Source organism: Corynebacterium sp. HMSC08C04 (assembly GCF_001807495.1).
Lineage (GTDB): Bacteria > Actinomycetota > Actinomycetes > Mycobacteriales > Mycobacteriaceae > Corynebacterium > Corynebacterium simulans.
The window spans coordinates 180,532-199,911 of sequence record NZ_KV789202.1 but is presented as its reverse complement, the minus strand read 5'-3'; the positions used below and the strand labels follow the sequence as shown (position 1 = coordinate 199,911).

General features: G+C 58.2%; 19 protein-coding genes. 12 read left to right on the top strand and 7 right to left on the bottom strand.

Going from position 1 to position 19,380, the window contains the following annotated elements:
- Positions 1–76: 76 nt before the first annotated feature.
- The gene (locus tag HMPREF3169_RS04160; RefSeq protein ID WP_062036545.1) at positions 77–448 is read left to right on the top strand and encodes a Rieske (2Fe-2S) protein; all 372 of its coding nucleotides are present in this window, start codon (positions 77–79) and stop codon (positions 446–448) included.
- Positions 449–534: 86 nt separating this feature from the next.
- Here HMPREF3169_RS04160 and HMPREF3169_RS04155 read toward each other — a convergent pair whose 3' ends face one another.
- A complete protein-coding gene (locus HMPREF3169_RS04155) occupies positions 535–897 on the bottom strand; it encodes an oxidoreductase (RefSeq protein WP_062036543.1) in 363 nt (120 codons plus the stop codon).
- A gap of 84 nt (positions 898–981) precedes the next feature.
- Between HMPREF3169_RS04155 and HMPREF3169_RS04150 the strand changes: the two genes are divergently transcribed.
- Positions 982–1,941 carry a bile acid:sodium symporter family protein gene (locus tag HMPREF3169_RS04150; RefSeq protein ID WP_062036541.1) on the top strand — a complete coding sequence of 320 codons (960 nt, stop codon included), beginning with the start codon at positions 982–984 and terminating at the stop codon, positions 1,939–1,941.
- Positions 1,938–2,249 (top strand): hypothetical protein, encoded by a 312-nt coding sequence (locus HMPREF3169_RS04145; protein ID WP_061925465.1) that lies wholly within the window; start codon positions 1,938–1,940, stop codon positions 2,247–2,249. Before HMPREF3169_RS04150 ends, HMPREF3169_RS04145 begins: the two co-directional genes overlap by 4 nt.
- A gap of 20 nt (positions 2,250–2,269) precedes the next feature.
- Here HMPREF3169_RS04145 and HMPREF3169_RS04140 read toward each other — a convergent pair whose 3' ends face one another.
- The 4 genes from HMPREF3169_RS04140 to HMPREF3169_RS04125 are packed head-to-tail and all read right to left on the bottom strand — an operon-like array spanning position 2,270 to position 5,327.
- Positions 2,270–2,602: a branched-chain amino acid transporter permease gene (locus HMPREF3169_RS04140; RefSeq protein WP_062036539.1), complete on the bottom strand. Its 333-nt coding sequence runs from the start codon at positions 2,600–2,602 to the stop codon at positions 2,270–2,272.
- Positions 2,602–3,306: an AzlC family ABC transporter permease gene (locus HMPREF3169_RS04135; protein ID WP_062036537.1), complete on the bottom strand. Its 705-nt coding sequence runs from the start codon at positions 3,304–3,306 to the stop codon at positions 2,602–2,604. The genes HMPREF3169_RS04140 and HMPREF3169_RS04135 overlap by 1 nt, the downstream gene beginning before the upstream one ends.
- Before the next feature lie 17 nt (positions 3,307–3,323).
- On the bottom strand, positions 3,324–3,920 hold the full coding sequence (locus HMPREF3169_RS04130) for a YqgE/AlgH family protein (RefSeq protein WP_062036535.1): 597 nt from the start codon (positions 3,918–3,920) through the stop codon (positions 3,324–3,326).
- A 3-nt stretch (positions 3,921–3,923) separates the two neighbouring features.
- Positions 3,924–5,327: a CCA tRNA nucleotidyltransferase gene (locus tag HMPREF3169_RS04125; RefSeq protein ID WP_070455773.1), complete on the bottom strand. Its 1,404-nt coding sequence runs from the start codon at positions 5,325–5,327 to the stop codon at positions 3,924–3,926.
- A 28-nt stretch (positions 5,328–5,355) separates the two neighbouring features.
- Here HMPREF3169_RS04125 and HMPREF3169_RS04120 point away from each other — a divergent pair, with 28 nt between their 5' ends.
- The 9 genes from HMPREF3169_RS04120 to HMPREF3169_RS04080 all read left to right on the top strand — a co-directional run bounded on the left by HMPREF3169_RS04120 (position 5,356) and on the right by HMPREF3169_RS04080 (position 17,797).
- Positions 5,356–5,940, top strand: a complete 585-nt coding sequence (locus HMPREF3169_RS04120; RefSeq protein WP_061925480.1) for an NUDIX hydrolase — start codon at positions 5,356–5,358, stop codon at positions 5,938–5,940.
- Positions 5,937–7,943, top strand: a complete 2,007-nt coding sequence (locus HMPREF3169_RS04115) for a DUF6049 family protein (RefSeq protein ID WP_062036531.1) — start codon at positions 5,937–5,939, stop codon at positions 7,941–7,943. Before HMPREF3169_RS04120 ends, HMPREF3169_RS04115 begins: the two co-directional genes overlap by 4 nt.
- Positions 7,944–7,955: 12 nt before the next feature.
- Positions 7,956–11,132: a murein biosynthesis integral membrane protein MurJ gene (murJ, locus tag HMPREF3169_RS04110; protein ID WP_070455771.1), complete on the top strand. Its 3,177-nt coding sequence runs from the start codon at positions 7,956–7,958 to the stop codon at positions 11,130–11,132.
- A gap of 157 nt (positions 11,133–11,289) precedes the next feature.
- Positions 11,290–11,817 carry a YceI family protein gene (locus HMPREF3169_RS04105; RefSeq protein ID WP_070432476.1) on the top strand — a complete coding sequence of 176 codons (528 nt, stop codon included), beginning with the start codon at positions 11,290–11,292 and terminating at the stop codon, positions 11,815–11,817.
- Positions 11,818–12,044: 227 nt separating this feature from the next.
- Positions 12,045–14,528, top strand: coding sequence for an aminopeptidase N (gene pepN, locus HMPREF3169_RS04100; RefSeq protein ID WP_070455770.1), 2,484 nt, complete (start codon positions 12,045–12,047; stop codon positions 14,526–14,528).
- Between the two features lie 81 nt (positions 14,529–14,609).
- Positions 14,610–15,149 (top strand): sigma-70 family RNA polymerase sigma factor, encoded by a 540-nt coding sequence (locus HMPREF3169_RS04095; RefSeq protein WP_070455768.1) that lies wholly within the window; start codon positions 14,610–14,612, stop codon positions 15,147–15,149.
- A gap of 142 nt (positions 15,150–15,291) precedes the next feature.
- Positions 15,292–16,221, top strand: coding sequence for a thioredoxin-disulfide reductase (gene trxB / locus HMPREF3169_RS04090; protein ID WP_070455766.1), 930 nt, complete (start codon positions 15,292–15,294; stop codon positions 16,219–16,221).
- A gap of 2 nt (positions 16,222–16,223) precedes the next feature.
- Positions 16,224–16,553: a thioredoxin gene (gene trxA, locus HMPREF3169_RS04085; protein WP_061925502.1), complete on the top strand. Its 330-nt coding sequence runs from the start codon at positions 16,224–16,226 to the stop codon at positions 16,551–16,553.
- A gap of 62 nt (positions 16,554–16,615) precedes the next feature.
- Positions 16,616–17,797: an N-acetylmuramoyl-L-alanine amidase gene (locus HMPREF3169_RS04080; protein ID WP_070455765.1), complete on the top strand. Its 1,182-nt coding sequence runs from the start codon at positions 16,616–16,618 to the stop codon at positions 17,795–17,797.
- Here the strand turns inward: HMPREF3169_RS04080 and HMPREF3169_RS04075 are convergent.
- A complete protein-coding gene (locus HMPREF3169_RS04075; protein ID WP_061925507.1) occupies positions 17,794–18,369 on the bottom strand; it encodes a hypothetical protein in 576 nt (191 codons plus the stop codon). The two genes, HMPREF3169_RS04080 and HMPREF3169_RS04075, sit on opposite strands and share 4 nt — an antisense overlap.
- Positions 18,369–19,379, bottom strand: a complete 1,011-nt coding sequence (locus tag HMPREF3169_RS04070) for a ParB/RepB/Spo0J family partition protein (protein WP_070432480.1) — start codon at positions 19,377–19,379, stop codon at positions 18,369–18,371. The genes HMPREF3169_RS04075 and HMPREF3169_RS04070 overlap by 1 nt, the downstream gene beginning before the upstream one ends.
- Between the last annotated feature and the right edge of the window lies 1 nt (position 19,380).

The following is a 19,380-nucleotide window of genomic DNA, read 5'->3' as shown; positions in this document are numbered from 1 at the left end:
TTTACTCCAAGACTTGGCCTCACCCGTCGAAAGGAAACTTGACCGAATGTCCAAAAGAATGCGATAGGGTAGACACATGACTCAGTGTTCACGTCGCATCTTCCTTCTTGGCTCCGCAACCACCTTCGCGGGCGCCTACCTTGCCGCATGCGGTAAGGAACCAAGCGCAGAAATCGCAGCCACCGAGGTTCCGGTCGGCTCGGCCATCATCGTAGACAAGGTCATCTTCGCGCAACCCAAGAAGGGTGAGTTTAAAGCATACTCGCAGACTTGCCCACACCAGGGCAGCCTAATCACCCAGATCGAGGAGATGACGGCAACCTGCACCACACATTTCACTTCTTACAACTTGGAAGACGGTTCCGTCATTGATGGTCCGGGCAGTAAGCCACTGACCGAGTACGGCGTTGAGACCGAAGGCGACAAGGTTAAGAACGTCTCGGCTTAACACCAAAAACAGCGAGTGTTTCACGTGAAACACTCGCTCTTTTGCTTAATAACGCCGAAACACTAAGACGCAATCACCGAGCGCGGCTATAGGAGGGGAGCGCCTCCAACGGTGAACCGAGTTCTTCGGCAGCGCGTCGCGGCCAATAGGGGGTCCTTTAATGCGGCACGGCCAACCTCAATGACATCGGCTCGATCGGCAGCAAGAATTTCTTCGGCGTGCTGCGGCTCAGTAATGAGGCCAACCGCCGAAACCGGCAGGCCCGCTTCACGGACCTTAGTGGCATAGTCCACCTGATATTCAGGTCCAACCGGAATATCGGCATGCGCGTTGCCGCCGGTAGATACGTCAATCAGGTCGACCCCACGTTCACGCAGCTGCACGGCAAGGCTGACGGTCTCCTCGACATTCCAAGCTGGACGATCAAAGATCCAATCGGCGGCATCCACACGCGGTTGGGAAACTCGACGCCGCGCAAGGTCAGCGGAGTAAATAGCTTAGTCATGCTCACATGCTACCGATAAGATTTGCTCATGACTTCGCGCCTCAAGAAGATAGATCCGCTCATCTTGCTCATCGTCTCCGCGGTAATAGTCGCTATTATTTTCCCGGCCAGAGGAGAATTTGCCGCAGTCTTCGACTCGTTAACGAACATCGCTATTGCGCTGCTGTTCTTCCTCTACGGTGCTCGTCTTTCTACTGCGGAAGCACTGGCAGGGCTGAAAAATTGGCGCTTACATTTAACGATCTTGGCTTTTACTTTCGTGGCCTATCCGTTGCTGGGATTAGCACTTCGCCCACTTACGGCATTCATTTCACAGGACATGTATCTGGGAATCCTGTTCCTAACGCTGGTGCCATCAACAGTGCAATCCTCGGTGGCCTTTACCTCGGTGGCGAAAGGAAATGTCGCGGGAGCCATCGTGTCTGCCTCGGCCTCAAACCTAGTCGGAGTCGTCCTAACTCCTTTGTTAGTCATGGCGCTGATGGGCGCGGGAGATGGCATATCGGTAGACGGGGGAGTCTTCCTGGAGATCAGTCTGCTTCTGCTTGCACCTTTCGTTTTAGGTCAACTCACGCGTCGCTGGGTAAAGGACTTTGCCGCTAACAAAGGCACAAAGATCGTCGACCGTGGTTCGATCGCGATGGTGGTTTATGGCGCCTTCTCCAAGGGAGTGGTCGACGGCATCTGGGGCTCAATCAAGATCTGGGAGCTGGTGTCCCTCGTGGCGCTTTCCATCGCTATGGTGGCCTTCATGCTGTGGCTAACGCGCATCATTAGCTCCCACATCGGGTTCGGGCGCGAGGACGTCATCGCCATCGAATTCTGTGGTTCCAAGAAGTCTCTCGCCACCGGGCTGCCCATGGCGTCAGTTATCTTCGCGGCGGGTGGGACCTCATTGGGGCTTTTAATCCTGCCGCTGATGATTTACCACCAGGTTCAGCTAATGATCTGCTCCTGGCTGGCCGCCCGGTATGCTGGGCAGTCATGAGCACCCTGATGTACATCCGCACTACCATGGAGGTCCCGGGCGTCGGTTCCGCCATTCACGTAGCGGAAATGGAAGAAGTAGACGCCGAGACCTGCACCATGCTGCGCATGATTGCGCTCGCGCCAAACGACGCCGTGGCAGGCGCCGCCACCCCAAATAAATCGGTGGGAAACGCCGACATCCCGCAATCCACGGTGCCGCATCCAAACACCTACGACAATTACCCGAATATCAGCGCGGAGCATGTCTCCGAAGAGGATTTCACGGCACTGTGGACCGAGGCTTTGGCGCTCTACGGAGATCTATAAGACGCTTCGAGGTAGAAGCGTTAGAAGACGAAGTTAACTAAAAGCACATAGGCGACAGTCCCGCCGAAGATCGAGAAAGCGGAGCTCTTTCGCCACCAGTGCAGCCCGGCAGTAATCACCACACCAATCAAGGCGGCGAGGATTCCGCCGGGCGCTTCTTTTTGTCCATAGACGGTATAAACCACCAGGACGGTCATAACGCCCACCGGCATCGTCATGCCGAGCAGGCCGATGAACTGGCTGCCTTTCAGCGCCTTGATGAAGGAAAAGGGCAGCTCACGCAACAGCAGAGTAACAACGCAGATTGGCAGCAACACCGCCGCTACCATGGACAGACTTACGCCAGCTGGCATTAACGCTCACCCCTTCGCAAAATCATTGCGGTATCAAGACGTGGAGAGAAGTGACGCATCAACAGCAGCAAGAAATAGGCTGCCAGTGCGACCATGAGAACCTGCCCCGGAAACAGCACCGCGGAAAGAATGCCACACACTGCTGCGGAAAGCGGCAGAGAGTAATCCTTGTTGTTTTGGAAGGCATCCATGGTCAGGACAACGAAGAGCGCCACGAGGGCGAATTCGAGGCCCTTGATATCCGCGGGGATAACCTGGCCAGCAAGAGCGCCGACGATTCCGCTGCACACCCAGGAGGACTGAATCAGACCCTGAATAGTAAGGATGCGTGGGCCGCTAACTTCCTCATCCTTAGGCTTGGAGGAAACGATGGCATAGGCCTCGTCGGTTAGCGCATAAGTGGCATAAGCGCGGCCCAGACGGCCGTGGATGTTATCTCGTGGGAATGTAAGCCCGTAGAAAATATGGCGGAAGTTAACCATGAAACCAGTGACCAACGAGGCAATTGCACTGGTGCCTGCCGTAACCATATTGATGGCGAGGAACTCCATCGAACCCGCATAAATAACGGTGGAAAAGATGGGCGCCCACCACCAGTCGTAGCCGGTTTGCACAATCAGGATTCCGAACGCGAGTCCAAGCGGTACGAGTCCTAAGGCTACCGGCGCAGTATCTTTCAGACCTTTAAGAATCTCCTCACGCATGCGCAAATACTAGATCATTAGTTGTCATTAATATTCGCTGGGTATGTGGAATACAAAGGCAACGGCATAGGCTGACGCTTCATAACATCGCCCCACAGGTCAGCGGCACCGGGAGTGAGCACGTCTTGCGCAAGCGCCGGAGCAACGTACCAGTCGCCGCGATCAATTTCTTCCGATAATTGGCCAGGGCCCCACTCCGCATAGCCGGCGAAGAAACGCGCGCCGGCGACAAGCTCAGCGATCTCCTCGGGCTCAGCACGCAGATCCACGTGCACCAGGCGCGGGGCAAGCTTATTGAGCTGTGGCTCCTGCTCGATGCGCACGCCCTGCTTAGTCATGCCAAGCGCTATGACGGATTGCTGATTCATCGGGCCACCGATGTAGAGCGCCTGCGGCTTAGCCACGAGGGGCAGCCACTCAGGAAGCACGTTGAACACGGCCACTTCGGAGCGCTTGGTCAGATCGACGCCGAAGGTCATCACGTCGTTGTGCTCGATCACCAAGATCACCGAGCGAGCGAATTCAGGAGAAAGCATGCCCGGTGCAGCGATCAAAAGCTGGCCGGGGGCGGGCTCGTTGCGCTCTAGGGCGTTGAAAAGTCTATCGGCATACATTACTTACCTAGACTCCCACCACTGACGCAGCTTCGCAATAGCAACCTCGCGCCCCAGCGGGCCTTCCTCCAAGCGCAATTCCTTAAGATAAGACCAAGCTTGGCCAACCTCCGGCCCGGGCTGCAGGCCGAGGATCTCCATGATCTCGTTGCCGTCGAGATCCGGACGCACCTTGGCCAGATCTTCCTTCTTAGCGATCTCCGCGATGCGTTCTTCCAAGTGATCGTAAGTGCGCTGCAGGCGGCGAGCCTTCTTTTCGTTGCGGGTAGTGCAATCGGCGCGCACGATCTTGTGCAGGCGAGGAAGGAGATCGCCCGCGTCGGTGACGTAGCGGCGCACGGCGGAGTCGGTCCATTGGCCTTCACCAAAGCCATGGAAGCGCATGTGCAGGTAGACCAGCTGGCCGATGGCCTCGGTGGTGGCCTTGGGGTACTTCAACTTGCGCAGGCGCTTGCGCACCAGCTTCGCGCCGACGACCTCGTGGTGATGGAAGGTCACCTTGCCGTTGGTGGTATCTCGGGTATCGGGCTTGCCGACGTCGTGAAGCAAGGCTGCCCAGCGCAGGATAAGGTCCGGCTCTTCCTCCTGATCGATGGCCTGCCGCAGCACGGTCAGCGAGTGGACATAGACGTCCTTGTGCTGTGCATGCTCATCGGGCGCCATACGCAACGCCGGGATCTCGGGGAAAACATGATCTAGGATTCCGGTATCAACGAGCAGGTCAATGCCCGTTTCCGGGCGCTTGCCCAGGATCAGCTTATCCAGCTCGACCTGCACGCGCTCGACGGTGATACGGCGGATCTCGCCAGCCATTTCTTCCATCGCGGCCTTGACGCGATCTGCCACCTGGAATTCCAGCTGCGAGGCAAAGCGCGCAGCACGCAGCATCCGCAGCGGGTCATCGTGGAAAGAGATCTCCGGTTTATCAGGAGTATCGAGGATCTTGTTTTGCAGATCGCTTAGGCCACCCATCGGGTCGTGGAACTCAAACCCATCTTCCTTAAGCTCGATGGCCATGGCGTTGACCTTGAAGTCGCGGCGGACCAGATCACCTTCGAGGGTGTCGCCGAAGACTACCTCGGGGTTACGGGAATCCCCATCATAGGAATCGGAGCGGAAAGTGGTGATCTCGATCTGCTGGCCTTTATAGACGGCCGATACAGTGCCGAAGTCGATGCCGGTATCCCAGACCTTTTCGGCCCAGCCTTCCAAAATCTCCTGGACCACCTCGGGACGCGCATCCGTGGTGAAGTCAAGATCGTGGCCGAGGCGCGACAACAACGCGTCACGCACAGAGCCGCCGACTAGATAGAGCCGGTTTCCGCGAGCACGAAATTGCTCTGCGAGGCCACTGAGCGAGGCTAGAGTCTTTTCAACGCCGTTTAGCTGAGTGTCCTGAAAATTCACGGATGTGAGTCTACTACGATTAACCAGGATGACTAAGCACGAACAAGGTTCCGGCAGACGGCGTCGCCGCCGCCGTCCGGAAAGACGCCCCCAGCGCAGCTCCGCCACGCACATGACCACGCGTGACGAGACTTCCGCAGGCGGACTTGTCGTGTCCGGACTCGCCGAAGCCGTCGATGGGGACCAGGTAGATCTGTCCCGTATCTATGTAGCGCTCATCGGGCGCCTCGACCGCCGCGGCCGCCTGCTGTGGTCCATGCCGAAAGGGCACGTGGAAAACGGTGAGGACAAAAACGTCACCGCTGAGCGTGAGGTCTGGGAAGAAACGGGTATTCACGGCAAGGTCTTCGCGGATCTTGGAATGATTGATTACTGGTTCGTCTCTGAGGGCGTGCGCATCCACAAGACGGTGCATCACCACCTGCTGCGCTTCGTCGACGGCGTCTTGAACGACGAGGACCCAGAAGTCACCGAGGTCTCCTGGATCCCGGTCTCGGAGCTCATCGAGCACCTGGCTTATGCCGATGAACGCAAGCTGGCGCGCATCGCGCACGATCTGCTGCCGGATCTGGCCCGAAAGGAAGCCGCCGCAGGAAAGGCGACCCCACGGTGAAGCGGCTGGCAGCACTGATCCTCGCGGGAGCATTGGCTGCCCCGATTCCTGCGCAGGCGCAGACCACGCAGACCACGTCGTCGGGCACGCTCGACTTCGACATGCTCACCGAGTCAACCGAAGACGGCGTCATGTCCGCGACCTTCCGGATCCATAATCCGACGGAAGAAGAGATCGAGGATCTGCAGATTACGAGTCGGCGCAGCGATGCCATTTCGACCACTGCGCAGGCCCAGGAAGAGCTGGCGGCGGGCACCTACCCGTACTACGGGGCGTCGACAAGCGCAGGCAGCCTTGCCCCAGGGGATACCAAGGAAGTGACGATCAAAGCGCCGCTTTCTTTGGGGCAGGAGCCCACGCTCGCAATGACGGAGCCGGGCAATTACCCGCTGCTTTTCACGCTGACGGGTACCCAGAATGGGCAGGCCAATAGCTTTGCCGAGGAGCGCATGATCTTTGATTTCAATGCGCAGGTGGAAAATCGTCACGCCCTGACGCTGATCTACCCGATCACCGCGGACATAAACATCGTGCCTGGTGAGACCGGGGGAGAGTCCCTCATCTTGAGCGATGATCGTCTGGCCGGGGAGCTGCGTGAGGGCGGCCGGCTGGATAAGTTGCTGGACTCCTACCTGGATCATGATTTAAAGGGCGCGGGCTGCGTGGCTTTGGATCCTGCGCTGGTGGATACGGTGGACCGCATGGCCGATGGTTATACGGTCAATTCCACGCGTCCTTCAATTGCGGAGCGTCCAAAACGCCTGCGCGACTCTTGGTTTAGGGATGAATCCGAGGAGCGCGGCGAGAAGGGCAGCGGTTCCGCGGATGCGAGGGCGTGGATTGAGCGCCTCAAGCAGATCGATTGCACAATGGCGCTGCCGTGGGGCAACACCGATATCAATGCGGTGGCCCACATTAATAATCAGTTCTTGACTCATGAGGCGATCGACCGCCACTTCGATGATCTGCTGGGCAAGCCGACGTCGACGCTGCTGCTTCCCGACGCCGGGTATGTCACCCAGGAGTTTTCACGCCCGGCTCTGGTGGCCGATAACACCGGCTGGTCTGGTAAAGCTGCAACTTTCGACGCCTCGCTGGGAGCGCTTCTGGATCCGAAGGCGGGCTACGGTAACCCGTATCTGCGCCACGATGAGGCAGAGAACTCTGCGCTGGCTGAGGCGCTGAGCAGCGCGGCATCGCTAAGCATTGCGGCAACTGAAGAAGATGTGGTGGCCAAGCTGCCCAATAACCTGAGCCCGGAAAAAGGCCAGAAGGTGCTCGAGACCGCGGCGCGGCTCATCGAGCATGACAAGGTGCAGCCGCGCCCAGTGACGCAGCTGCCGTTGGAGGAGACTGAACGCCCGTTGGGCTCGCCTTATGAAGATGAAAATGCCTACAGCGACACGGATATCGTGCGCGTGGAGCAGCAGGCGCGTTATACGGATGAGCTGACCAACATCATGGTCAACGACCCGGCGATTGCAATGACGCGCTATGGGTTTACGCTGCCGCTGCGCCGCGACCTGCTGTTGGCGCTGACCCGGGACTTTGATTACCGCCTGTCCAAGCAATCTGAGATGCTGCGCACTCTGCGTTCTTCGGTGTCGCTGATCCCACCGGGCAACGTCTATACCCGCGTCTCGGATTCATCGCCGCTGCTCATCGTGGCGGAAAATGGACTGCCGCTGCCTGTCGACGCCTCGCTTATCTATGAGTCCGACGACGCATCGCTCAACACTCCGTCGCGCGTGCGCATCCCAGCAAAGGGTTCCATTACGGTAACCATGACCGCAGATATGCCGGACGTCGACCGAACAGACATCAGCTTGTGGTTGGCCACGCCTAACCAGCAGACCATCTCCGAGCCGATAAATATCGCTGTTCAGACTCGTGCCGGTATCGTAAGCGTGTACGGAGTCGGCACCATTGCCGCTCTTGCTCTCATTTTAACCCTGCTCTTCCGGCTGGGCCGTAGAGAAAAGAAAAGTTCGAAAAAGAGATAGTTAGTTCCTTTTATGACTAATGAATATGGCTCCCGCCGTCGCATCGTGACGCCGACGCCACCGGCACCTGTCCCGGAGAAACGGATCGAACCCGTCCAGGTCGTTCCAGAAGAAGACAAGTCGACACTGCGTGGCTCTCACCACGAGCAGGAGACAGACTCCAATAGCTCGATTGTCCGCGCGACAGGCACCATGGCGATTGCCACGCTATTTTCGCGCATCACTGGCTTCCTACGTCAGATGCTCATTGGCGCAACCCTCGGCGAAGTAGTCGGAACTGCCTTCGGTACGGCAAACCAGATCCCTAACCTCATTACTGAGATTGTCCTGGGCGCCGTGCTGACTTCTTTGGTGGTTCCAGTTTTGGTTCGTGCCGAAAAGGAAGATTCGGATAACGGCAGAACCTTCGTGAGAAGGCTGTTTACCCTGGCGATGTCGATACTTGCGGTGGTGACGATTTTGTCGATCGTTTTCGCGCCACTGATTACCAGATTGATGGTCCCGGAAGACAGTAAAGTTAATGCCTTCCAGGCCACATCGATGGCGTATCTGTTGCTTCCACAGATCCTCTTCTATGGTCTATTCGCGCTCTTCCAGGCGATCCTGAATACGAAGAATGTATTCGGGCCGGGCGCTTGGGCACCGGTTATCAACAACGTCATTTCCATTACAGTGCTGTTGATGTACCGCTTGCTGCCGGGTGAGCTGGATCCGACGGCAGCTTCCCCCGTGACAGATAAGCACGTCATCTTGCTTGGCTTGGGCACCACGTTGGGCGTGGTAGTCCAGTGCCTCATCTTGGTTCCCTATCTGGTTAAGGCCAAGATCGATCTGCGCCCGAAGTGGGGAATCGATCACCGCATCAAGCAGTTCGGCGGAATGGCGTTGGCGATTATTGTCTACGTTGCCATTTCCCAGGCCGGCTACATTGTCACTTCCCAGGTAGCTTCCTACGCCGACCGCGGCGCGATGTTGGTCTATCAGAACGCATGGCTAATGCTGCAGGTGCCTTATGGCGTCATCGGCGTCACGCTGCTGACCGCCATCATGCCGCGACTTTCGCGCAACGCAGCAGACGGCGATGTCGAAGCCGTGGTTCGCGATCTCACGCTGGGTTCGAAGCTGACGCTTATCGCTCTTATTCCGATCGTCATCTTCATGACCGGCTTCGGTATTCCAATCGCCCGCGCGCTGTTCCAATACGGCGCTTATGGCGCATCGAGCGCAGAGCAGCTCGGCCTGACTATTAGCTTCTCCGCGTTCACGCTCATTCCTTATGCGCTCGTACTGTTGCACCTGCGCGTCTTCTACGCCCGTGAGGAAACCTGGACGCCGACCTTCATCATCGCCGGCATTACGGCCACCAAGATCGCGCTGACCCTGCTTGCTCCGATGGTCGCTGATTCCACCGACCGCGTAGTAATCCTGCTGGGTACTGCGAACGGCTTCGGCTTCCTCTCCGGTGCGGTCATCGGCGGCTTCCTGCTTAAGCGCAAGCTGGGCAGCCTGGGCGGCCGCGAACTGCGCACCACCGTCATCTGGTCCACCCTGGCCGGTGGCATTGGCTTGCTCGCAGCAACCGCCCTCCACTGGTGCTTCAACCGCGTCTTGCCGGACAGCATTCCTTCCATCGTCTACTTGCTCGAAGTAGCGTTTCTGGGCGTTGTATTCGTGGTCGTGGCCGGCATCGTGCTTTCGCGTTCCGGCTTGCCAGAAGTCATCAACTTGGGCCGCCAGCTGCAGCGCATTCCGGGCATGTCGAAGATCATCAAGATCGAGCACGCCGAAGCCATCGAGATCGAAGAACCGGAGGTGCGAGAGATTCAGCCGGTCTACACGGCAGACGCATTCAACTCCTCGCCGGTTCCGCCACCGATGTCTGCTGGCATTGTCCGCGGCCCGAGCTTGGTGCCGGGCGCTCCGGTCTCTGATGGCCGCTTCCGCTTGTTGAAAGACTACGGCTCCGTCCCCGGTGCCCGCTTCTGGAAGGCCCGCGAACAGTCCTCTGGCAGGCTCGTCTCTCTGACTTTCGTGGACACCACTGGTGAGGCTCCGCTGGCACCGGCCACCCCGGCGGTAGCTGCCCGCCGCTCGGCTGAGATCTCCCGCAATACCCGCAAGCTCAGCGAGCTTCATCTTTCGGCGATTGCATCAAACATCAAGATCCTGTCCTATCGTCAGGGCTGCCTCGTAGTGGCTGACTGGATTGAGGGCACGCCGTTGAAGACGGTTGCAGAAGACCACAACCTGGATCCAAAGGCCGTCGCACGTGCTCTGGCTCCGCTGGTTGCTGATATCGCTACGGCCCACGAAAACGGCTTGGTGTTGGGTCTGGATAACCGCAGCCGCGTGCAGATCGGTACCGACGGCGTCGCAAAGCTGGCTTTCCCCGCTGTGCTGGAGCGCAACACGGAAGAAACCGACCTCGATGGAATCAACTCCACGATCACGTTGTTGACCGAGGCCGCGGGTTCCAGCGAGCTGCAAGAAATTGCCGATTCCGAAGACGGACTGGCCGAGCGCGCGCAGAAGCTTGAGGAGTTCGCCAAGGAGGACGCGGAGCTCGAAGGCGAGGGCGAAGCACCTGAGGTCCACAAGCTCGACGTTCCGGAAGAAAAGGTTGAACAACCAGAGGCCATCCCAGGCTTCGGCGGCCGCGGCTACTCGGGATCGGGCGCGATTGTGCTGGGCGTCTTTGCCACGGTCTTCGTGGTGTTGATGGCGGCGCTGACGGCGTGGATCATGTCCCTGGTGGGCGATGACTCGCCAGTGTCGAAGCCTTCGACTTCGGTAACGAGCTTCCCGAATACGCCGCCCGTGTTGCTGAAGGAAAAGGAAGCCTTCACGGTTCCGGATAATAAGCCGCAGAAGGCGCTCATTGATGGCAAGACAGCTGACCGCGTCAACGTGGAGGAAGGCGCGCTGGTCACCCTTGAGAAGAAAACGCAGTTGCACGTGCTGCAGCTGAGCCAGTACGGCGCCACGGGAAACAAGTTCACGATTTATGGCGTCGACATGGCCGACTTCGATCCGCAGGACCCGGAGGGCACCGAGCTGGCCGAAGGTAAGCTGAGCTCTTCCAAGCAGGACATCGAATTAGAGAAGGTCCAGGAGGGCTTCGACGGCGTGCTCATCATGTTTGACGGCAAGACGGCCGTCTCAGAGATGCAAGTCGTTGGATTGCCATAATTCTATTCACGATTCAATAGCGCCATCATGCCTGCTTAGGCATGGTGGCGTTTGTCTTTGAAAATAGTAGTTTTACTTAAACCGTTGACTATTTCAAGACGACAACTAGAATCAATGTTGTCACATCAACAAAAGCGAAACTTTTTAGGAGAACACCATGTTCGCAGGCACTTACGCAATCGACCCAGCACACTCCACCATCGGCTTCGTAGCTCGCCACGCAATGGTCACCAAGACCTGCGGCAAGTTCGACGAGTTCGAGGGCACCATCACCGTCGCTGAGAACATCGCTGATTCCAAGGCGGAGGCCACCATCAAGGCCGCTTCCATCAACACCGGCAACGAGGACCGCGACGCACACGTTAAGGGCGATGACTTCTTCAGCGCCGAGCAGTACCCAGAGCTGACCTTTAGCGCTACCTCCTTTGACGTTGACGAAACTGGCAACGGCACCGTTACAGGTGACCTCACCATCAAGGGCACCACCAAGCCGGTCACCCTGAACGTCGAGGCAGAGGGCCTGGCAGAGGATCCATTCGGCAACACCCGCTTCGGCTTCGAGGCAACCACCAAGATCAACCGCACCGACTTCGGCATCGACTTCAACGCACCGCTGAAGACCGGCGGCGTGCTGGTCTCCGAGGAGATCAAGATCGAGCTCGAGATCTCCGCCATCAAGCAGTAAGAAATTTGCGGCCAAATTTGGCCCGGCTAGCAGCCATAAACCCCATCACCGATAACGCGCCCAAAGTGCGGTCGATGTTGGGGTTTAGTCATGCGCCCACAATGCTCTCCCGCAAGGTTCTCCCACAAAGTTCTCCCACAAGGTCCTTGCACCCGCCAAGCCGAAACAATCAGACCAAGCAGATAAAAACGGCGTCGCGGGGCACAGCAATCCCTAAAATAAGCGACATGGCTAACACGACTTCCCGCAAAACCGCGAACCTCACACAGGCTGAAGCACAGGCCCGCAGTGCGGCGCTGCAGATTTCCGCTTATCACTTGCACCTTGATGTCAACAGCGCGCCTACCTCGGCGGAGACATTTGAGGTAACTTCCCGCATCACCTTTACTACTAACGCACCTGAGACCTTCGTGGACTACTTAGGCGAAAAGGTCCATTCCGTGCGGCTAAACGGCACGGAGGTGGAAAATACCTTTGATGGTGGGCGCATCTACCTGCGCGATCTTCCGGTAGGCGAGGAGATCAGCGTGGAGATCGCGGGCTCCTCACGCTATTCGCGCACCGGACAGGGCCTGCACCGCATGCAGGATCAGGCCGATGGGAATACCTACCTTTACTCGCACCTTGAGCCTTCCGACGCCCGCCGCATCTTCCCATGCTTCGATCAGCCGGATCTCAAGGCGAATTTCACGGTAACGTTGAGCGGCCCAACAGGCTGGCAGCTGCTTTCGAACCAGCCGGAGGAAAACCGCAGCGAGTCCGGCGATTCCGTGAGCGTCACCTTCGCATCCACTCCGCTGCTTTCTACCTACCTGACCTCCTTTGCCGCTGGGCCCTACGTGTCCAAGCAGCGCACCTGGAACGCGCCGGATGGCACCCTAAGCGCGCAGCTGCGCGCCTTCGCACGTGCGTCGATGGAACAGTACCTCGACGATGAGATCCTAGAAATCACTGCACAAGGCATGGATTTCTTCCACCAGGCGTACAAGTTCCCGTATCCGTGGGGCAAGTACGATTCCATCTTTGTGCCGGAGTACAACCTGGGTGCGATGGAGAACCCGGGCCTGGTGACCTTCACCGAGACCTACCTCTTCCGCTCCCAGGCCACCCGTGCCCAGCAAGCGGGTCGCACCAACACGATCCTGCACGAGATGTCGCACATGTGGTTCGGCGATCTCGTGACACCGAAGTGGTGGGATGATCTCTGGCTCAAAGAGTCATTCGCGGAATTCATGGGCGCGGATTCCTCCGTCGAGGCCACCGAGTACACCGAGGCGTGGGCGAACTTCGCAGGCCAGCGCAAGAACTGGGCTTACCTGCAGGATCAGCTGCCCACCACGCACCCCATCAAGGCCGATATCCCAGACGTGGATGCCGCGCGCCAGAACTTCGACGGCATCACCTATGCCAAGGGCGCTTCCGTACTCAAGCAATTGGTGCACTACGTCGGCCGTGAGAACTTCTATGCGGGCGCGCAGGACTACTTCCAGGCCCATGCTTTCGGCGCTGCGACCTTCGATGATCTCCTGGACGGGCTGAAAAACCACACCGAGCGCGATCTCGACGCGTGGTCTGCAGCATGGCTCAAGACCTGGGGTCCAGATACCCTGACCCCGCAGCTGCACGTAGAAGGAGAAAAGATCACGAAGTTGGCCGTGCTCGCCGAGGCCGAGGATGAGACACGCCCGCACCGCCTCAACGCCGCGCTTTTCGACGCCGATCTCAACAAGTACGGGGTCCTCGACGTCGATGTCGCCGGCCCGCGCACGATTGTCGATGCCGCCTCTGGCCTGGCAGCGCCCGCATTGCTACTGCTTAACGATGGCGACCACACCTATGCCAAGGTGCGCTTCGACGAAACCTCACTTGCCACCATCCAAGACAAGCTCTCTGCGATTGAGGATGAGCTTTCCCGCGCCGTCATCTGGACCTCCCTGTGGAACCTCACGCGCGATGGCGAATGGCCGGCTCAAAACTACGTCGATACCGTACTGCGGCACGCAGTAGGGGAGTCGCCGTCACTGCTAGCCACGGCCCTGAACAATGCGCAATACGCCGTTAGCCATTATCTGCCGGAATCACCCGACTTTGCCAACCAGATTTGGCAGCTGCTGCAAGACGCAGAAAAAGGTACCGATACCCACCTGCTGCTCACGCGTGCGGCCATCGCGGCGCTCGGTGACAGCCCGGAGGACACCAACGGGCGCCTGCGTGCAGTGCTTGACGACGCCACGGATCCCGATATTCGCTGGGCCGCGCTGCGTGCGCTCGCAGCCCGTGAGGCAGTGACGAAGGAGGAGCTGGAAGCAGAAAAGCAGCGCGATAACACGCTGACCGGTGCAGCGGCGTACCTCGGCGTATCCCGTTCCTTCCCAGGGGACAAGCGCGAGGTCTTTGATATGGTCCTGCGACCTGGCGCTTACTCGAATGCCGAGGTCGATTCGCTGCTGGCCGCTTTCAACGCGCCACGTTCGAAGCAGCTCACCGAGCCTTTCGCCGAAGAGTTCTTCACGGTCTTGGACAAGATCTGGCAGGAGCATCCGATCGAAATCGCCAACCGTCTCGTCCGCGGGCTCTACCCAGAGCTGCCTATGGCAGACGGCGCGACGGACGAGTTCCTGCGCATTGAGCGCCCACGTGCCCTGCGCCGCGTGCTGCTCGAATGCCAGGATCACCTGCGCCGCACGCTGCGGGTCAAAAGTGGTCAATAGGAAAGACACAGTTCGCTAGCGCGACTAGATTCCCCTCGGTTAAAACAGGTTCACATACTTGTTGATCCGGGGGGAATCTACATGTCTGAACGCAGTGATCATGAATTGGTTGAGGCTTTCATCGAGGGGGATAACAAAGCCTTTTCCGTCATAGTAGAAAGGCACCGCGCCCGCCTTACAACTGTGGCGCGCCGTTATACGCGCAACGACACCGATGCGCAGGACGTCGTCCAGGAAGCCCTGCTTCGCGCCAGCTGCAATCTGCACAAGTACCGGCGCAAGTCAGCGCTTTCTACGTGGCTGCATCGGCTGGTCATGAATTGTGGTTATGACTACGTTAAGCATCGCTCCAACCAGCAAAATTCTTCTCTCGATGTGGACTTCATCGATGATGACCGCAACCACCTGCTTGCGCATAACCCGAACGAGTTCTTGGATGACAAACTGGCAGTCCGCGAAGCCCTAGAGCTGCTGCGCCAAGACCAACGCGACGCCCTGTATTGGACCGACATTGAAGGCTATGGCATCGCCGAAGTCGCCGCAGCGCAGGGAGTAGCGCCAGGTACTATCAAATCCCGTAGAGCCCGCGCACGCAGCGTATTACGCAAGGCCATGGCCTAATTAAGGAAATAAGCTTGCGGTATTTAGCGTTGCAGGACAGGTCACGTTTAAGCATCAACCCCGTTTCTGATACCCGAATTTAACCATGGCGCGGGTAGGATTTGTGGGGTTAATCCAGCAAAACATTGCAAGGGAGTTTTTAATGACCGTCCACGATGTCGCCATCGTAGGCTCCGGCCCTGCCGGTTACACCGCGGCGCTTTACGCCGCACGCGCTGAACTGAAGCCGATCGTCTTCGAGGGCTTCGAGTACGGCGGCGAACTCATGAACACCACCGAGGTGGAGAACTACCCAGGCTTCCAGAAGGGCATCATGGGCCCAGAGCTCATGGAAGAAATGCGTTCCCAGGCCATCCGCTTCGGCGCAGACCTGCGCATGGAAGTTGTTGACTCTGTCGAGCTGGCAGGGGATATCAAGAAGCTGCACGTTGGAGACGAGGTCTTCGAAGCTCGAACCGTCATTCTTGCCACCGGCGCAGCACCGCGTTACCTGGGCATCCCGGGTGAAGCCGAGCTGGCTGGCCGCGGCGTTTCTGCTTGCGCTACTTGTGACGGCTTCTTCTTCAAGGGCCACAACATCGCCGTCGTTGGCGGTGGTGACTCTGCGATGGAAGAGGCAACTTTCCTCACCAAGTTCGCAGAGACCGTCACCATCATTCACCGCTCCGAGAACTTCCGAGCTTCCAAGATCATGCTGGAGCGCGCAAAGGCCAATCCACAGATCAAGTGGGCTACCAACAAGACCGTAGAGCGCGTTCTCGAGGGCGAGGGCAAGGTTGCCGGCCTGGAGATCAAGGACGCCATCACCGGTGAGGTCTCCACACTGGACGTCACCGCGATGTTCGTTGCCATCGGCCACGATCCGCGCTCCGCCTTCCTGGAAGGCCAGGTTGAGCTCAACGAGGGCGGCTACGTCGTCGTTGAGCAGCCTTCCACCAAGACCAACCTGCCGGGCGTCTTCGCCTGCGGCGACTTGGTTGATGACCATTACCAGCAGGCTATTACTGCGGCAGGCTCCGGCTGCCGCGCAGCAATCGATGCGGAGCACTTCCTCGCAGAAAGCGTTAAATAATCATGAGCAACGTAAAAAGCGTAACCACGGATACTTTCCGTACTGACGTCGTTGAGGCTTCGGCTTCCAAGCCTGTCGTCGTGGACTTCTGGGCTGAATGGTGTGGTCCATGCAAGAAGCTTTCCCCGATTTTGGATGAAGTTGCCAGCGAGTTGGGCGAGGATGTTTCCGTCGTAAAGGTTAATGTCGACGAGGAGCGCACTCTGGGCGGCATGTTCCAGATCATGTCGATTCCTTCTGTGCTGATCTTCCGCAACGGCGAGAAGGTCGACGAATTTGTCGGCCTGCGTTCCAAGTCAGACATCGTGGCACAAATTCAAAAGCAGCTTTAACTGGTAGCCTTATTCACATGCGTCACAGGGCGCACAGTTTTAACACGAGAAAAGGGGTAGGTGTGAATCGCGTTCTGCAGGTCGGTGACCAAAGTGTCCGCGTCGCCGAAGCACGTGCAACCCTCGCCCGTCTCGGCCTCATGAAGGATTACCGAGGCGCACTGTCCGATTGGAAGCAACAAAAGTATTCCGAGACGGAAAAAGTATTCGACGCCGAACTCTCTGAGGTCATCAAGGCCTTTCAGCAGTCTCGCGGAATTGTTCCCACCGGCGTAATCGATGACCTTACCCTTCGTGAGCTGCGCCAGGCTTCTTATAGCTTGGGCGCGCGCGTACTCACGTACGAGCCGGGCAACGTTTTAGTTGGCGACGATGTCGCACAACTTCAGCAGCAACTTCAAGAACTCGGTTTCTACCAGAACCGAGTGGATGGCCACTTCGGTCCCGATACTCACGCCGCACTCATGGAATACCAACTCAACAGCGGTCTCCAGAAGGATGGCGTGTGTGGTCCGACCACGATCAACGCTCTTAATCTGCTGGGCCGCCGGATCACCGGCGGTTCCGCACACAACATCCAAGAGCGCGAGCGTGTCCGCAACGCCGGCCCACAGCTTGCAGGCAAGCGCGTCGTCATCGACCCTGCCTTAGGCGGTGCCGACAAGGGCATCAAGGTCAAGGGCCGCTTTGGTGACGTCACCGAAGAAGAGCTTCTGTGGGACTTGGCAGAGCGCGTGGCCGGACGCATGATTGCAGCGGGCATGGAAACCATCATCTCGCGTCCACGTACCGATAATCCTTCTGTCAAGGACCGTGCGGATCTGGCAAACGCCTTCGACGCCGATCTGGTTATTTCTTTGGCTTGTGACCGCTATCCAAACGAGAAGGCCAATGGCATTGCCACCTTCTACTTTGGTTCAGAGATCGGCAGCTCCTCGCTCATTGGTGAAACTCTTTCTGGTTTCATCCAGCGCGAGATCGTGGCTCGCACGCCACTGCAAAACTGCTGGAACCACGGCCGCACCTGGGATCTTTTGCGCCTGACGCAGATGCCAGTTGTCCAGGTTGTCTTGGGCTATCTCACCAACCCTGGTGACGTAGAAGTGCTTACTACGCCAGCCAAGCGCGATGATATTGCAGAAGCAATCGTGGTTTCTGTAAAGCGCCTCTACCTGCTCGATGATGACGATGCTGTCACCGGCACCTATAAGTTCTCGGAGTTGCTGCGCGCCGAGGAGGCTTAAGCCAAAGCTTTTGCTAGCAGATCTTCTACCGCAGCGGCCGAGAGCAGGTCGAAGGCTGGTGGGAGATCCAGGCGCAGCCGTGGAGTAACGGGGTGGTCTTGGACCACCATAAAACCCGCCGATTCTAAGGTTTCTACTGACAGAAGCCCGATGAAGGCGGGTTTTTCGCGTAATAGGAACTCTGCCTCTTTTGCGTCGCGGTAGCCAAAAGCTTCTACCGCGCTGAACTCACGCGAGGAAAGGTTCATAATCGCGGCGTCGAGAAGCACCGCTTCCAAGCCACGTGCCGCGCGATGGGATTTCACAAACAATGAGGACAGCAAAGCTGCGTCCTGGCTTACGGGTGCGGTAGGCAGCTTGGACGCCCCAGGCGCATAATCAGCGGGGCAGAAGAAGACCGTAGCCTCGTTGCCCACCGTTAGGCCACAGTCGCCGGCGCTTAGGAGCACAGCGGAAATCCACGCCTCTTTCTCGAAGGCGGGATCAGTTACCTCAGTATCAAGCTCCCAAAAGATGGAACGAGCCGCCAAGGGGTTGATTTCCACCCCTTCCTTGACTGACTCGACGAGCATTACTTGCCCTCGATGAGACCAAGGATGCGCTCGAAATCTTCCTGATCGCCAAATTCGACGACCATCTTGCCCTTGCGCTTGCCCATGGTGACGGTGACCTTGGTGTCGAAGCGGTCAGACAGGCGCTCTGCGGAATCGGTGAAGTACTGTGGCTGCGGGGCAGCAGGCTTCTTCTCCTGTGGCTTATCGCCCCTCTTGTACAGCGTAACCGCTTCCTCGGTGGCACGGACGGACAGGCCTTCTGCGATGATGCGGTTGGCGATGAGCTCCATGGCCTCAGCATCGGGCAGGCCCAGCAGGGCACGCGCATGGCCGCCGGATAAGGTGCCAGCAGCGACGCGCTTTTGCACGTTCACCGGGAGCTTGAGCAGGCGAATCATGTTGGTCACCTGCGGGCGGGAACGGCCGAGGCGATCAGCCAGCTCGTTCTGGGTGACGCCGAATTCCTCCAGCAACTGCTGGTAGGCGTGTGCCTCTTCCAATGGATTAAGCTGCACGCGGTGAATGTTTTCCAGCAAGGCATCGCGCAGGAGGTTGTCATCCTTGGTATCGCGGACGATGGCCGGAATGGTGGCAAGTCCCGCCTTGGAGGAAGCACGCCAACGACGTTCACCCATGATGAGCTCAAAGCCGCCCTCATCTGCCGGGCGCACGACGACCGGCTGGAGCAGACCGAACTCCTTGATGGAATGAACGAGTTCTGCGAGGCCTTCTTCGTCGAAGACGGTACGCGGCTGCTTTGGGTTAGGAATGATGTCACCGACCGCGATCTCGCGGTAGGTAGCGCCGATCACGGAAGGCTTTGCCTGACGCTTCTTATTAGCGCCCTGTGGAATAGTTGGCGCGCCCTTCACGCGGGGCTTATCACCAGCTGGACCGCCGGTAGCAGCGCCAAGGATGATATCTGCTGCATCATTACCAAGGCGCGGCTTGCGGGATGGGGCGTCGGGGCCAGAAGGGATAAGTGCTGCAAGACCCTTGCCGAGGCCACCTTGCTTTTGTTCCGTCATG